Origin of the sequence: Micromonospora sp. WMMD1102 (genome assembly GCF_029626265.1) — a bacterium.
In the GTDB taxonomy this organism is placed as follows: Bacteria; Actinomycetota; Actinomycetes; order Mycobacteriales; family Micromonosporaceae; genus Plantactinospora.
In genome coordinates this window covers 5,556,459-5,570,848 of record NZ_JARUBN010000001.1, presented here as the reverse complement: position 1 = coordinate 5,570,848, position 14,390 = coordinate 5,556,459, and the positions used below count along the sequence as shown (strand labels likewise).

14 protein-coding genes are annotated in these 14,390 nt (G+C 70.6%); 5 read left to right on the top strand and 9 right to left on the bottom strand.

Translation table 11 applies throughout. The annotated features are described in order from the left end of the window. Positions 1–73 precede the first annotated feature (73 nt). Positions 74–742, top strand: a complete 669-nt coding sequence (locus tag O7626_RS24915) for a peptidylprolyl isomerase (protein WP_278066302.1) — start codon at positions 74–76, stop codon at positions 740–742. A 191-nt stretch (positions 743–933) separates the two neighbouring features. On the opposite strand, the gene O7626_RS24910 is transcribed toward O7626_RS24915, so the two are convergent. Beyond that, positions 934–2,130 carry an epoxide hydrolase family protein gene (locus O7626_RS24910; protein WP_278063526.1) on the bottom strand — a complete coding sequence of 399 codons (1,197 nt, stop codon included), beginning with the start codon at positions 2,128–2,130 and terminating at the stop codon, positions 934–936. 398 nt (positions 2,131–2,528) lie between these two features. Beyond that, entirely contained in the window at positions 2,529–4,001 is a 1,473-nt protein-coding gene (locus tag O7626_RS24905) for an LPXTG cell wall anchor domain-containing protein (protein ID WP_278063525.1), read from the bottom strand. An 805-nt stretch (positions 4,002–4,806) separates the two neighbouring features. On the opposite strand from O7626_RS24905, the gene O7626_RS24900 reads away from it, so the two are divergent. The 4 genes from O7626_RS24900 (at position 4,807) to O7626_RS24885 (ending at position 7,554) form a co-directional block, all read left to right on the top strand. Beyond that, positions 4,807–5,166 (top strand): PadR family transcriptional regulator, encoded by a 360-nt coding sequence (locus O7626_RS24900; protein WP_278063524.1) that lies wholly within the window; start codon positions 4,807–4,809, stop codon positions 5,164–5,166. Further along, complete coding sequence (locus O7626_RS24895; protein ID WP_278063523.1) at positions 5,163–6,077, top strand: hypothetical protein; 915 nt, start codon at positions 5,163–5,165, stop codon at positions 6,075–6,077. The genes O7626_RS24900 and O7626_RS24895 overlap by 4 nt, the downstream gene beginning before the upstream one ends. A gap of 445 nt (positions 6,078–6,522) precedes the next feature. Then, positions 6,523–6,804, top strand: a complete 282-nt coding sequence (locus O7626_RS24890) for a hypothetical protein (RefSeq protein WP_278063522.1) — start codon at positions 6,523–6,525, stop codon at positions 6,802–6,804. A 579-nt stretch (positions 6,805–7,383) separates the two neighbouring features. After that, positions 7,384–7,554, top strand: coding sequence for a hypothetical protein (locus O7626_RS24885; protein WP_278063521.1), 171 nt, complete (start codon positions 7,384–7,386; stop codon positions 7,552–7,554). A gap of 296 nt (positions 7,555–7,850) precedes the next feature. Here O7626_RS24885 and O7626_RS24880 read toward each other — a convergent pair whose 3' ends face one another. The 7 genes from O7626_RS24880 to O7626_RS24850 all read right to left on the bottom strand — a co-directional run bounded on the left by O7626_RS24880 (position 7,851) and on the right by O7626_RS24850 (position 14,221). Next, positions 7,851–8,336, bottom strand: coding sequence for a hypothetical protein (locus O7626_RS24880; protein ID WP_278063520.1), 486 nt, complete (start codon positions 8,334–8,336; stop codon positions 7,851–7,853). A 523-nt stretch (positions 8,337–8,859) separates the two neighbouring features. After that, positions 8,860–9,867 carry a hypothetical protein gene (locus O7626_RS24875; RefSeq protein ID WP_278063519.1) on the bottom strand — a complete coding sequence of 336 codons (1,008 nt, stop codon included), beginning with the start codon at positions 9,865–9,867 and terminating at the stop codon, positions 8,860–8,862. Positions 9,868–9,999: 132 nt separating this feature from the next. After that, positions 10,000–10,389 carry a VOC family protein gene (locus tag O7626_RS24870; protein ID WP_278063518.1) on the bottom strand — a complete coding sequence of 130 codons (390 nt, stop codon included), beginning with the start codon at positions 10,387–10,389 and terminating at the stop codon, positions 10,000–10,002. A gap of 230 nt (positions 10,390–10,619) precedes the next feature. Next, positions 10,620–10,823 carry a hypothetical protein gene (locus O7626_RS24865; RefSeq protein WP_278066301.1) on the bottom strand — a complete coding sequence of 68 codons (204 nt, stop codon included), beginning with the start codon at positions 10,821–10,823 and terminating at the stop codon, positions 10,620–10,622. Next, complete coding sequence (locus O7626_RS24860) at positions 10,802–11,983, bottom strand: family 43 glycosylhydrolase (protein WP_278066300.1); 1,182 nt, start codon at positions 11,981–11,983, stop codon at positions 10,802–10,804. The genes O7626_RS24865 and O7626_RS24860 overlap by 22 nt, the downstream gene beginning before the upstream one ends. After that, complete coding sequence (locus O7626_RS24855; RefSeq protein WP_278063517.1) at positions 11,964–13,430, bottom strand: YibE/F family protein; 1,467 nt, start codon at positions 13,428–13,430, stop codon at positions 11,964–11,966. Before O7626_RS24855 ends, O7626_RS24860 begins: the two co-directional genes overlap by 20 nt. 200 nt (positions 13,431–13,630) lie before the next feature. After that, the gene (locus O7626_RS24850) at positions 13,631–14,221 is read right to left on the bottom strand and encodes a TetR/AcrR family transcriptional regulator (protein WP_278063516.1); all 591 of its coding nucleotides are present in this window, start codon (positions 14,219–14,221) and stop codon (positions 13,631–13,633) included. Positions 14,222–14,390 lie beyond the last annotated feature (169 nt).

The following is a 14,390-nucleotide window of genomic DNA, read 5'->3' as shown; positions in this document are numbered from 1 at the left end:
GGGGGAACTTCACCGGCAAATGGAGGACATCGTGGTCCCACGTCGCATCGCTGTCACGGCGCTCACCGCCGGCCTGCTGCTCGGCGCCGGAGCCGCTCCGGCGCACGCCGCCGGGCCGCCGGAGGTGACGAAGGGGCCCTGCCAGTACACCGAGACTCCGGACGAGCCGGCGGCGCGCCCGGTGCCGCTGCCGCGCGATCCAAGGCACACGCCGGACCGTGGCACGGTGACCACCACCCTGGTCACCAACCTCGGCCTGATCCCGCTGACCCTCGACCGCGCCCAGGCGCCGTGCACCGTGCAGAGTTTCCTGCACCTGGTGCGACACAGGTTCTACAACCGGACCATCTGCCACCGGCTCACCACCTACCCGACGCTGAAGGTGTTGCAGTGCGGCGACCCGTCGGGTACGGGCTCGGGCGGCCCCGGATACCGGTACCGGGACGAGCTGCCGACCGACCTGCCGCCCGCGCCCACCGACCCGACCGGCGAGCGGAAGGTCTACGCCCGCGGCGTGCTGGCGATGGCCAACGCCGGGCCGGACACCAACGGCAGCCAGTTCTTCCTGGTCTTCGCCGACTCGGCGCTGCGGCCGAACTACACGATCTTCGGCAGCGTACGGCCACTCGGCCTGCACACCCTCGACCGGATCGCGGCGGGCGGTGTGGCGCCGACAGCCGACGACCCGGCCCCGGTCGACGGCGCTCCGGCGCTGCGCACGAAGATCCACCTGGCGATCTAGTGGTCGTCCAGGCCCGCGCCGGCGCTCGCTCCAGGGCCGGCGTCGCCGGGTCCGATCCCTCGCAGTCCCTCGCCGGCATGCCGGTGTGGCACCGCTGGTGCGTGCCGGGCCGGGTCCGGGTGGTCAGCGGCCGAGCGCGCCCACCTGTGGCCGGCCGAGCACTGACGGTCCGAAGCCGCCCCGTGGCGGACTCAGGACCTCCGTAGCGGCCCGAATGCGGCCCGCAGCTCGCTCGCGAACAGGTCGGGTTCCTCCCAGGCGGCGAAGTGGCCGCCGGCGCCGACCTCGTTGAAGTACGCGAGGCTGGGGTAGACCGTCTCGACCCAGCTGCGCGGAGCCGCCCAGATCTCGCCGGGGAACGTCGTGAAGGCGACCGGCACCGAGACCGGCGGCGGAGCCTGGCCGGCTGCCCGGGCCGCCGCCTGGAACCGTGCGAACTCCCAGTACCACCGGGCGGACGACGCGCCGGTGCCGGTCAGCCAGTACAGGGTGATGTTGTCGACGATGGTCTCCCGGGTGAGGTTGCCGACGGGCTCGCCGTCGACGAACGCGCGGGAGATCTTGTAGTAGCTGTCAGTGTCGAGGTCCAGCATCCAGGCGGCCAGCCCGACGGGTGAGTCCAGCAGGGAGTAGCCGATCGTCTGCGGCCGGGTGGCCTGCTCCAGGAAGTAGCCGAAGCCGTCCGTCATGAACCTGTCGACCGCGTCGCGCGCCGCGCGTTCCTGCTCGGACTCCGCCGGCAACTGGTCCTTGATGTCGAGCGCCGCGGCGAGCAAATTCAGGTGGATGCCGAGCAGACCTTCGGGTCCCTGCCGGCCCATGGCGTCGGTGACCGCGGCGCCCACGTCACCGCCCTGGGCGACGTAACGGGGGTAGTCGAGCCGAGCCATCAAGGTCGCCCAGGCCAGCGCGATACGGCCGGAGTCCCAGCCGAGTTCGGTCGGCTCACCCGAGAACCCGTAGCCGGGAAGTGACGGCAGGACGAGGTGGAAAGCGTCCTCGGCGCGCCCGCCGTGCGCGGTCGGATCGGTGAGCGGACCGATGGTGTCGAGCAACTCGACGACCGAACCCGGCCAGCCGTGCGTCATGACCAGCGGCAGGGCATTTTCGTGCCGCGACCGTACGTGGATGAAGTGAATCTCGACGCCGTCGATTTCGGTCGTGTACTGCGGCAGGGCGTTCAGCCTCGCCTCGAAGGCGCGCCAGTCGTGACCGGTCATCCAGTAGCGGGCCAGTTCCTGGACCGTCGCCAGCTGCACGCCCTGGGAGCGGTCGGTGACCAGCTCCCGGCCGGGCCAGCGGGTGGCGGCGATCCGGCGGTGCAGGTCGGTGACGGCTTCTTCCGGCGTGTCGAGCCGGAACGGGCGGATCTCGCTGTCGTCGGGCACGTACCCACCTCCTGTGCAGGTCGACCGGTCGGTACGACGGACGGATCGGCCACTCGCCGCTCATGGTCGCACGACAGTTCGGCATTCAACCGCAAAAGCGGGCATAACTGGAGTGCGGCCGGGCGCCCCTGCCTACGAACCGCAGAGCTCGGTCTCGTCGACGACCGGGTTGCCGTGGTCGGAGCGTCCCAGCCGGGCCGCCGAGCCGAACATGGGTCCGCGAGCGCCCTGGACCCCGGCGAACCGGCCGAACCCGAGCGGCCAGAACCACAGCTACGCCCTCGATAATCGCTTGTCCGGCCAGAACCTGTCGGTCGGCGCAGTGACGACGAACGGCAGGTGCGGCCCCCGATCAGAGGCCGCACCTGCCGTGTTCGATCCCTACCCGCGCGGGCGGGTCAGCGGCGTACCGTCCGGCGCCGCCGGCTCAGGAAGAGGAAGGCCGCACCGGCGATCAGCAGCGCGACACCGACGCCGAGGAAGGCGATCGTGTTCGCACCGGTCAGCGCCAGCCCGCCACCGCCACCCGCCGTCTCGGCGTTGCCGCCGCCCGGCGGAGCCTGGGCGACGTTGGTCCCGCCCTCCGGCGACTCCTCGGCCACCGGCTCGGTGGCCGGGGTGGTCGGCCGGGCCGCGTCGCCCGCCGGCTTCTGCGGGGTCGGCTTCTGTCCGGTCGGCGCCTGGTCGTTGTCGGACTGGTCGTCCCGGCCCGGCTGCTGACCTGGGGCGTCGTCACCGGGCTGCTCGGCCGGTGGCTGCTGGCCGCCGGGGTTGCCGGCCGGCGGTTGCTCGTTGCCGGGCTGCTCGGCCGGCGGCTGGCCACCGCCGGGGTTGCCGCCGGCCGGCCCCTGGTCACCCGGCTCGCCGGCCGGTGGCTGCTCGTTGCCGGGCTGCTCGGCCGGTGGCTGCTCGTTGCCGGGTTCCTCGGCCGGCGGTTGCTCGTTGCCCGGCTCCTCCGCCGGTGGCTGCTCCTGAGGCGCCGGCTGGACCAGGATGCGGACCGAGTCGAGCGCCGGGATCTGGTTGGCCCGGACCATCATCGGGATCCGGTGCGAACCGTCGCCGGCCCACGACGAGCACTGCGCAAGACCGGCGGGCAGCCCCGGCACCTCGACGATCACGGAGTCGGGGTCCTCGCCGCCCTTGCCGTCCTCGGTCGCGACGAAGAACGCCGGCACCGGAGCCGGGTCGGCCGCCTCGCTGGTGCTGGTCAGCATCCGGCACGCGGTGTGGAAGTGCCCCCGGACCAGGCCGTCCTCGTTGAGCAGCGAGGACTCCAGGTAGTAGCCGCCCCGGGCGGCGGGCAGGAACCGGTCCCGGACCAGGTTGCGGGTACTCACGACCAGCCGGAACGGCTGCCCCTCCCGAACCCGCCGCGGAGCCTCGCTGATCAGCAGTGTCGGATTCTGCTCGGCGGAGCCCACCTCACCGAATGCGGTCGGGACGCACCTGCCGCCGTCCTGGAAACCGGTGTGCGCCTGAAGGTCGCTGCCCTTGCAGTCGTTGCCGAGCGCGTCCAGGCCACCGCCGGCCGGCGGGTTGCCGCCGGGGGTGGCGGTTGCCGTCGCGGGCGGCCGCGTGCCGCCCTCCTGTTCCGCGCACTCCTCGTCGGACCCGGGCGGGGTGGCCGTCTCCGTCGCGCCGGGGCTGGCGGCGTCACCGTCACCGCCCGTGCCGGGCCGTTCCGCGGCACCGGCCGACGGCGGCGACGAGGTGGGCTCGCAGCCGGGGGCGGCCTGCTGGCTCTCCGCGTTGGATATCTGGGTGACACCGACCAGACCACCGAAAACAGCGAGGGCGGCAGCCACGGCGAGGAGGCGGCGGCGCTGGCCGTTGTCGGTGGAGGAGCGACCGCGGTGCGACCGTCGCATGTGTATGAACCTCCTGAAGTCTGTGCGCTGCGGCTCGGACCGGTGGGGGTTCCGGCTGCCGTGACGAACGACCGTCTTCGGTGGCTGCGACCTCGACGACGCCTACGAGTCGAGGTCGGTGCCACGCGGGTCAGCCCGTACGCCGCACGCACACCGTATGGACCGGTCCGTTCCCGGGCCAAACCCAGCAGGCGGAAATGCGGGTTTCTTGAACCAGACCTAATGGAAACTTATGTTGAGCGCCCGGGCTGAGGGCTTCGCCGGCTGGGCTGCGCCGAGGCGAGGCTCGCAGACAGCGGCATCAGACGTTCAACCGACGAAGCTGTGGAACAAGCAAGTCGTACCGTCGGGACCGCCAGGCCGCTTGTCGAGGCCGAACATGCGGATCCGACAAGTGTCGCTGCCACCGGGCGGCCAGTAGTGGCAGAGGCGATGCGAGTCAGTCGATGAGGCCCCGAACAGTTGCCGCCAGCTCGGCAAGGTGCTCGTCAGCCCGTCGCCGCTGCCCGGCCGTCACCACCATCGACAGCGGCTTCTGGCCCTGCTCACACGCCAGGTGCGGTTTCGTGGTCAGCCCGCCGCCCACTGCACGTCGGTCAGGTCGTGCCGCCTCGTCACCGTCATGGTGGCCACGAGGTCTCCGGACTGATGGTCTTCTTCGTCGATGAACCATCTACCGGAGACCTCACTGCTTATCGATCACCGACACGCCCACAGGCCACGACCAGCCAACCCACCTCTGAAACACCGGCTAGCGCGCGGAACCCTGTTGCCGATATACGCCCAACACGTATATAGTTCCGGCATGACCAATCGGCGGGCGCCGTTGAGCGCCCCGAGTTACTTCGTCCTGGCCGCGCTTCTGGACGGTCCACTGCATGGCTACGTGATCATCAAGCGTGTCGACGCACTGTCCGACGCCACGGTTCGGCTTGCCGCCGGCACCCTGTATGCGATGCTTGACCGGCTTACCAATGCCGCGCTCATCGAGGTCGTCGACGAGGAGGTCGTCAACGGGCGCTCGCGGCGCTATTACGGGCTGACGCCGCAGGGGCACGATGCGGTACGGGCCGAGGCGGAGCGGCTTGCGGCCGCCGCGAAGATGGTGACCCACCCGGCGGTTCGGCGTCGCGTGTTCGCCGCCGGTGCGGTGAGTTTCGCGTGAGCGACAGCCTTGTCCGGGGATACCGCCTCGCGCTCTACGCCTACCCCCGGGCCGACCGGTCCCGCTTGGGTGACGAGATTCTCGGCACCCTGATGGACGACGCCCGGCCCGGACAGCGCTGGCCGAGCTTCCGGGAAACGGCGATCCTGATCATCGAGGGGGTCCGCGCGCGACTTGACCACAGTATGCGGCGCACGCCCCGAGAGACCTGGATCGACGGCCTGCACTTCGCAGTCGTCCTGCTGCTCGCGTACTCCTTGAGCGCCGACGTGATCTATCTGGCGTCGGACCACCTGTCTGTTCGTGGCGGGCTTGTCATGCTCGTCCTGGCGACGGTCAGCCTCGTCGCCGTGCTGGGCGGCCGGTGGATCGCCGCCCTCGCCTCCGCCTGCGTGTGGCTGGCCGTTGGGCTATGGGCAGGGGAGGTGTCATGGCCTCTCCTGATCGCAGTGGCCCTGCTCGCCCTCTTGGTCTTCCGGCTTCGACCCGAGCGGCGGGAGCGGCCGGTTTCGTGGCTGCTCGCGGTGCCGGCGGTGCTCGCGTTGAAGAGCGTCCCGTACCTGCCGGACGGACCCGTCTACCTGTACGACTACGAGCAGGCCGCCCTCGTGGTGGCGCTGGTCGCGGGACTCGCGGGCACGTTGCTTGACCCGCGTCTGTCGATCGTGGTGGCCAGTCTGGTGTTCGCCGAGGTTGGCTCTGCCAGCGCCTGGCTCTCTTCGGGCGACAAACCCCGGGGTGTCCACATCGCGGTCGGTGACTTCTGGACCGCCACTGTGTTCGAATCCGGTCCGTTTCCCGATGTATGGATCATGCTCGACGGATCCTGGTGGACGCTCTGCCTCGCCGGGGCGGCGTTGCTGCTGATCATCTTCGGTTCGCTCAGGATCCGGCGATTCGCCGAACTCTGAATCACCGCCGAGGCGTTACAGGTTCCGCTGCGCGCTGAAGCGTGGCCAAACCCGTCGAGGGCCTGCCGTCTCCTCCGATGGCCGACTCTCAAGATCAACTTGTGCCCCGGTGGCTCTCGCGGGCTTGTCCAGGCGTTGATGGCTCCTCGGGCTTAAGGGCTTAAGCAGGGGTTGAGGTGCCCGCGGTGGCGTTCGAGTGGTGGCGGTGCGGGTGCGTAGCCGCTGTGGAGTATCGGGATCCGCAGGCGTAACGGTTTTATGCCGCAATCTTTTGTCCTGATTGCGTCAGTTGACACAAATGGCATTAATCGATGCAGTTAATCACGACAAGCGAATGGAGTAAACAATGGTCACGTCCCGGCGAGTGGAGTTCTCGGCAGATGGAACCTGGATCTCTGGAGAACTTTGGGTACCGCCTGGATCTGCAGGTACACCACTCACCGTCATGGTGATTACCGATGCTGACAGCGACGGGAGCTTGCTTCGTCAAAATGCGCGGCGCCTCGCGGAAGCGGGTTACCTCGCATTGACGATCGACGGCATTTCGCTGCGTCAGGCGAGTGACAGAACGTCGCTGCTTGTCGCGGTGATCAATTCGATGGCTAGCGAGCGCGCGGTTTGCAGCGACCGTATCGGCGTGCTGGAGTTCCACTCCAATCCGGTCGGCCTATCAAGGGCCGGGATTATGCGGCGGCAACCAGCGCATCCAGACGCCACAACCTGGTGAGCGACTATCGCGCACTTCACCAGCCGAGATGGTGAAGAATAAGAACGGGCGGCATTGCCTACTCCTGTAGGGCCTCATGTTCGTCGCAGCGATGGTGCGGTCCAGGCGCTCGCGCAGCATTTCCGACGTGCCGTGCGCAGCCCGGTCAGCAGGGTGGCGGCCACGGTGCCCTCGGCGATGAATCGCTCGACGGCGGGTCAGGCCCATGCCGTCGGCCAGGTTCAGCAGGTGGGTCACGGCTGGCTCGTCGCCGGAGGCGGCGAGCCGGATCCGGGTGTCGCGGCGGCGGCGCGGCCGTAGTCGATGGCCACGTTCGCCGAGTTCCATTGGTCGACGACCTGTAACCCCTTCGTGGATCTCGCGGCGCAGTGCCGGGTCGGCGAGGTAGTCGGCGACGAACGCCGTACGGGTGGCGCAAGCGGTGGCGGGCTGGTGGTGAGCAGGCTTCGGCGTCGAAGGGGCCGGGTGGGTCTCGGTGTCGTCTGGATGAGGGTCGGCTGCGGCGGCTGCGCTGACGTCTTGGACGAGGGGCCGGCGGCGCACGGGTTCGGTGATGATCAGCGGTGGACCCTGGCTTGGGTGTCGGACCTGATCGCCCGGATGTTCCGTATCCGGTACACGCTGCGTGCACGGCGAACATCATGTACCGGTTGGCTGGTCGGTGCGGGTCCCCGGCGTCGTGCGGTCGAGCGGGACGAGGCCGCGATCACCACCTGGCGCGAGGAGACGTGGCCGGCGGGAAAACGGTAGCGGCGCGGCGGCGGGCGTGGCTGGTCTTCGAGGACGAGGCTGGTCAGACGTTGCGCCCACCGAAGGCCCGGACCTGGGGACGGCGCGGCCGCACCCCGGTGGTTCCGGTGTCGGGCAAGGGCTCGGGTCGGGTATCGATCGCTGGGCTGACCTGTTACCGGCCCGGGCAGCGGTCCCGACTGATCTACCGAACGATCGAACCCGACACAACCTGACATTCAAGCTCTGTGGGCGTGTTTCAGAAGTGGTGAGCCCCCGCGCGGTCTGCGACCGCCAGCGGTTGGGGGGACAGAGGATCACCTGACCGACCAGGCGGTCACCATGACCCGCACGATGATCAAGGTGGCGGCCGCCGCGTTGAGGACGATCCAGAGGGTCCCGACCGCCGGATTCCAGACCATGAGATGGTCCTTGACCAGGCTCCAGGCGTCCGGGTCGCCGCTCCAGTTACAGGTTACGGGATTGAACCGGTATTCGAACCAGGCCAGGCCGGTGACGAGGAACGCCGTGATGACCGCGCGGACGAGAGTGCCGGTCCGTCCCTCGCGCAGCTGCCGATCCGTCGGCAGCAGGACCGTGAGCAGCAGCAGATTGAGGAATGCGAAGAGGCCCGCCATGGTCAGCCCGACGCTGCGGTAGTTGGATACGAAGTACGGGAGGGTCGCGTCGCCGGGCGGAAGAGCGGCATGGGTGGCGGACACGGTGCCGGCCACGCCCGCCCACCACAGCAGCGGACCGACCAGCACCATCAAGACCAGCAGTATCCATCGGCCGACGGCCATCGCAGGAGCCTACGGCATCCCGGCGCTACGGTTTAGATGTGTCGTAGCCACTCGTTGATCGCCATGCGGCGGGTGGCTTGGCAGCGGACGGCGAGTTTTTCGTACCGGTGGCCATGGCGCGGTGGCGTTTGAGCCGGTTGATGCCGCACTCCACCGCGTGACGCTGCTTGTAGACCTCGGGGTCGAATGTCGGGGGCCGGCCGCCCTTCGACCCCTTCTTCCACCGGTTGGCCGCCTGATCCTCCTTGATCGGGATCGTCGCCTGGATCCCCGCCGACGCAGGTGTTCACGATTGGCCCGAGACGAATAGGCCTTGTCGGCCAAACCCGATCCGGACGGGTACGCGGCCTGCCGGCACCCAGACGCGGAACCCGGATCCCGGCCAGCACCGGCACGAACCGCGGGCTGTCGCCCCGCTGCCGGGGATCAGCACCATGGACAACGGCTTCTGCCCTGCTCACACGCCGGATGCGGCTTCGTGGTCCACCTGCCCCGCGAACGACCCAACCCGCGACCGGCCCCGTCAGCCAGCGGTCGGATCGTCCGACCGGGACGCCGAGCGGGGCATCCGATCCAGCAGGAAGTCCTCCAGTCGGTCCCACGCGGACTGGAGCAGCTGCGCCGGGTCCTCGGCCGCCATCATGTCCCGGCCCGGCACGAAGGCGCTGCGGGTGAAGTACTCGCCGTTGGCGAAGTAGCTCAGCTTGAGTACGGTGTGCCGGCCGTGCGACTGAAGAGTCGGGACCAGCACCGGTCCCGGGTACGGCGTCCGGCAGTGCGCGCAGAGCTGGCAGGCTTCGCCGTCGCGCCGCCCCTCCAGCGGTACGCCGTGCCGCTCACATCGCCGGCACAGTCGCCGCCACTCCTGACCCGGCCTGCTGGCGAGTCGGGCCGGTCCGGCGATCCCGGCAGTCGGAGACGGACCGCCGCCGGTGGGCGCGGTCGGCTGCCACGGGCCGGGGTACGGCATGGTGCGCCGGGGATCGGTCAGTTCGCGTTCCAGCCGTCGCCAGAGCTGCCGAATCCGTCCGACCAGCTGCTCCGGCGCTGCGCCCGGCTCGTCGTCGCCGTGCTCGCCCGCGCCCAGTTCGTCGTTGCCGTGCTCGACGGTGCCCAGTTCGTCGTCGCCGCGATCGGTGGCCGGCTCGTCGTTGCCGCGATCGGTGGCCGGCTCGTCGTTGCCGCGCCCGGCGGCTTCAAGGTCACGGCCGACGTAGCGGTGGCCGTCGTCGAGCCGCAGGTGCCAGCTGCCGGGCCGGCCGGCCCGCTGGAAGATCTGGGCGCGGTAGGGGCCCTCGTACCAGGTCGGTCCGCCCGAGACGACCAGGTCGTGATCATCGGTGGCGGTCACCAGGTCGGGGCGCCAGCGCATCGGCGTGGCCAGGTGACCGGTCTCCCGGGTGTCCGTGTCGCCGCCGAGGTGGCTGGGGCGGCAGTCGTCCGAGCAGTACGCCGAGCCGGCTGCGGGGGCGGCACCGCAGGGGCAGAGGCCGGACGTGGCCCGGTCGATCCGGTCGAGCAGGTTGGCCATCACATCGCCGCCTCGGTGCAGGTGGGAGCGTCCGGCGCGTCGCCGGTCACGCAGTCGACACATCCAACGATATCGCTCGATGTGTCGATCATCGTGACCCACCCGCCGCAACGACGTCTCGCGCCATGCGTGCTATTCCGCGCGGTCCTGTGGATACCAGCGCAGCTCGACAGTGTTGCCGTCCGGGTCGGCGACGTAGATCGAGACCGCGTCGCCGCGCGCACCGAAGCGGTCGACCGGACCCTCCAGGACGGTGAAGACCCCCGACTCGATCACGTCGGTCCAGTCGAGTGGCTCCACGACGAGGCAGATGTGGTCCACGTTCGAGCCGCCCCGCTCGCCGCGTACCAGGTCGATGATGGTTTCCCGGGTGATCCGCGCCGACGGGAACGGGACCTTGCCGGCCCGCCACTCGTCGACCCGGACCGGCGCCAGGCCGAGGGTGCCGCAGTAGAACGCGAGCGAGCGTTCCACGTCCTGCACGGTGAGTACGAGATGGTCGAACTCCTTCACCCGGAGCATCGCCGTCACGTCGCCGCCCGGTCACCGGTCCGGCCGACCGGGCAGGGCCGCTCGGGAAGCTTGCCCGGCGCCACTCCGGCGCCGCGCGAGTTGTCGACGGTCTCGGTGTTGCCCACGTCTTCTCCTTCTCCTCCTCGGGCCACGCCGGACGGCCGTGCCCTCCGGCGTACTGGCCGAAGTCCGGCCCGATGGTGCCGCTGCCCATCATCCGGCACCGAGACCGGCAGGGTTCACGGGGCGAGCAGAAATACCCGGTCCGGGTCGCCGGGCAGGGCGGCGACGGTGCCGTCGGCGTTGACCAGCCGGTAGCGCTCGCCGTCGACCGCCTCGATCCGCCACAGCGCCGCCGGCCCGGCGCCATCTCGCGGATTGAGGCCGAGGCGTGCCGCGCCGTCCGGGCCGGCGGAGGCGGTCAACGGCCGGTCCGCGCCCAGGTTGACGATCCGGAAGTACCCGTCCCGGATCTGGACGAATCGCCAGAGCTGGCAGTCTCCGGCCCGGGGCCGGTCCGCGACGACCGGACCGCCCGACCCCGTCGCCGGTCGCGTGCCCACCGGGCACATCCGGGTACGCCCCAGACCCGCTGCCCCGTCGCGTCCGCGATCAGCACGTCGCCGACCGATTCGAGGCGGAACCGCTGGCAAGCATTGTCCAACCAGGTGTACGCCTGCACCGGCGCGCCTGTCCCGCCGCAGCCGGCCGCCTCCAGCACCCGCCCGGCCAGCCGGTTCTCGATCCGCGACCAGCCGCCCGCTGCCTCGATGCCGGCCGGCACGCTCACCCTGGACGAGCCGTCCACGGCCTGCGGTGGCACGCCGTCCACGGCCTGCGGTGGCACGCCGTCCACGGCCTGCGGTGGCACGCCGTCCACGGCCGGCAGCAGCCGGAACCGCTGGCAGTCGTTGGCCAGCCAACCCCAGAGGGCCACCCGGCGCCGTCGGCGTTCACGCAGCCGGCGATCTCGGCGACCTTGTTGCTCGACCGGTTCAGCAGGCTGACGTACCCGTCGCCGTGGTACTCCGGCCGCCACTGCTGGCAGGTACTCGTCGGCGGCTCGGTGATCCGGACGTCGGCACCCTCGTACCCGCAGTCCGGTACCCCCACCGTGCCGCCGCTGGCCTGGTTGACCAGGCGGAACCAGGCGCTGCCGGCTGGCCGAGCGGCCGACCACGGTCCGGTATTCGGCGTCGACGCCCCGGCAGCAGTAGTCGAGGCTGGCGAAGAGGTAGTAGTACCCGCCCCGGTGGACGATCGACGGATTCTCGATCGAGGCGCCGCCGCGTGAGGCGATCTGGTGCAGCGTCCCGTCCGCCGGTAGGCCGGTGCCCCGGTCCAGCCGTCGGATCCGCAGACCGTTCCAGAACGAACCGAAGGCGAGCCAGGGCTGCCCGTCGGCGTCGACGATTACGTCGGGGTCGATGGCGTGGAAGCTGTCGGTGTCGCGCGAGCGCATCACCATGCCGTGGTCGATCCAGCCGTACGCCGGGCTGGCCGGGTCGAGCGTCGGCTGGTGGCCAGCCCGATCACCGAGTTGTTCGTGCCGAACGACGAGGTGGCGCTGGCCGGTCCGCCAGTTACCGCTTTTCGTCCGGATGACGGTCGACGAAGGCCATCCACGGGTCGGCCTCCGGCGCCGCGCCGCCTGGTGTCGGCCCGGCCGCTGGCGCTGCCAGAGCTGCGCCGGCCGCTGTCGATGCGGTCGCTGGCGCTGGCCGCCCCGCCTCCGCTCCGGTCGCGATCTCCGCTCCGGCCAGGTCACGCCGGTCCGCCGGAGCCGGAACAGCGCCAGGGACCGGTGTCGCGCCGGGTGCGGGCGTGGCCCGGGTCGGTGGTACCGCACCCGCCTCCGCCCCGGGGCCACCCCTGGCGGCGAGCAGGGCCGCCAGTGCGGTGGTGATCGGTACGGCGGCGATCAGCCCGATGGTGCCGACGGCGCTGCGGACCAGTTCCTGGGCGATCAGTTGACTGGTGAGCAGCTCGCCGACCGGGGTTGCGGTGTCGGCGGCGAAGAGCAGCATCAGTGGCAGGGAGGCACCGGCGTACGCCAGCACGATCGTGTTGATCACCGATGCGATGTGTGCCCGGCCGATCCGGGTGGCGGCCGAGTAGAGCCGGCGGAAGCCGTACCCGGGGTTGGCCAGGGCGAGTTCGCTGACCGTGGCCGACTGGGTGACTGTGACGTCGTCGAGTACTCCGAGGGAACCGATCACGATGCCGGCCAGCAGCAGGCCGCGCATGTTCACCTCGCCCTGGGTGATGGATAGGTAGTTCGAGGTCTCGTCGGCGATCCCGGAGAGGTGCGCGGCGGCGGTGGCGACCGCGGAGAGCGCCGCGGTGATGGTCAGGCTGACCAGGGTGCCGGCCACCGCGACCGTGGTGGTCATGCTGAACCCGTGCGTCAGGTAGAGCACGGTGAGCATGATCGCCGCCGCGCCGACGATGGCGACCAGCAGCGGCGACCGCCCGTCGAGGATGGCCGGCACGATGAACATCAGCAACACCGCGAAGGTGACCCCGAGACCGGCCAGGGCGCTCAGGCCGCGCCACCGGCCGAAGGCGAGGACCGCGAGCGCGAAGACCGCCCCGAGCAGCCACAACTGGGTCGACCGCTGGTGGTCGATGATCGAGTACTGCCGCTCCGGGCTCTCCTGGAGGTAGAGCAGCGCCACGTCGTCCCCGGGGGCCACCCGGACCGCGCCCGGCCCGGACGGCACGTCGGTGCTGACCCGCTGCCCGGCCCCGACGCCCTCGGTCAGGTCCACCGTGACGGTCCCGCAGTCGGTCGGGGCACCGGCCGGCCGTTCCTCCCCGGCGGGCGGGGCGGGGCAGGGCACCGATTCGACCGCGACCACCGTGCCGAGTACCCGGATCGGCCCGTCGCCCTCGGTTGTCGGCGTCGGCGCGTCCCGGGGCCACAGCAGCACCATCGACACCAGGGTGAGCAGCGCCGCCGGAATCAGCAGAGCCAGACTCAACCGGCGTGCGGCGCGGCTGGCCGGGGCGGGGCGGGGCAGGTGGCTGTGCGCGTGTTCGGAACTCATCGGCTCGGCTGCCGGCCTTCCTGCTCGGGTCGGACAACGGGCTTCCGGCTGAGCGCGGCGGCCGGAACTCCCGACGGGCCAGCATGACACGTCGGTGAGCGGCCGGACGAGGCGTCAGGCGTGCCGTCACGCAAGGTGGTTGCTGAGTTGCGGTCGGTCGGGTCGGGTCAGTGGATCAGTGCGTCGGTCAGCAGGTCGGGTCAGTGGATCAGTGCGTCGGTCAGCCGGTCGGCGGTCTCCTGGTTCAACGGCCCGTGTCCGAGCAGGAAGCGGTACCAGAACAACCCGTACGCCTGGTCGACCACAAGTTCGAGATCCAGTTCCGACCCGAGTTCGCCACGCTCCCGGCCTCGCCGGACGATGGTGTGCAGGGCGTCCCGGCGGCTCCGGGTGAACTGCCGGAACACCTCGGCGGTACTCGGATCTCGGGCCGCCTCGGCGGCGAGGGTACGCAGCACGGCCGCCGTCGCCGGCTCGCCCGCCCTTCGGAACGTGTGCGCGAGGTAGTTGCAGAAATCTTCTCGGAGTGATCCGGTGTCCGGCACCGGCACCAGCGAGTCGCTCCAGTCGGTCAGCGCCTCCAGCAGCACCGTGCCCTTCGACTGCCACCAGCGGTAGATCGTCTGCTTGCCGACCCCGGCCTCGGTCGCGATGAGGTCGACGGTCAGCCCGCCGTCGTGCCGGGTGGTGAGCAGCCGGAGTGCCGCGTCGAGGATTGCCTGCCGGGCCTCCTCGTTACGGCGCCGACCGGTGTGTGCGCGGCGGTGGCCGTCGGAGCCGCTGGTCGTCACCGTCCCAGCATATGATTTGTCGGAACTGTCGGTCTCGATAACGCCAGGGTCGGCTGCCTGGTCAGCCGCGCCCGGTGGTGGCTGCGCGACCTGGCCCGGCTCTGCCCCGTCGGGACTTCGACCCGGCGGACGGGTGGTCACGGCAGGCTCGGTGCGCTCCTCGACCCGG

What these genes read in the sequence shown, in the direction of transcription:
- O7626_RS24905 (WP_278063525.1), bottom strand. Translation starts at nt 4,001, where the DNA reads ATGCGACGGTCGCACCGCGGTCGCTCCTCCACCGACAACGGCCAGCGC.
- O7626_RS24900 (WP_278063524.1), top strand. Translation starts at nt 4,807, where the DNA reads ATGACCAATCGGCGGGCGCCGTTGAGCGCCCCGAGTTACTTCGTCCTG.
- O7626_RS24890 (WP_278063522.1), top strand. Translation starts at nt 6,523, where the DNA reads ATGGTGATTACCGATGCTGACAGCGACGGGAGCTTGCTTCGTCAAAAT.
- O7626_RS24880 (WP_278063520.1), bottom strand. Translation starts at nt 8,336, where the DNA reads ATGGCCGTCGGCCGATGGATACTGCTGGTCTTGATGGTGCTGGTCGGT.
- O7626_RS24875 (WP_278063519.1), bottom strand. Translation starts at nt 9,867, where the DNA reads ATGGCCAACCTGCTCGACCGGATCGACCGGGCCACGTCCGGCCTCTGC.
- O7626_RS24870 (WP_278063518.1), bottom strand. Translation starts at nt 10,389, where the DNA reads ATGCTCCGGGTGAAGGAGTTCGACCATCTCGTACTCACCGTGCAGGAC.
- O7626_RS24855 (WP_278063517.1), bottom strand. Translation starts at nt 13,430, where the DNA reads ATGAGTTCCGAACACGCGCACAGCCACCTGCCCCGCCCCGCCCCGGCC.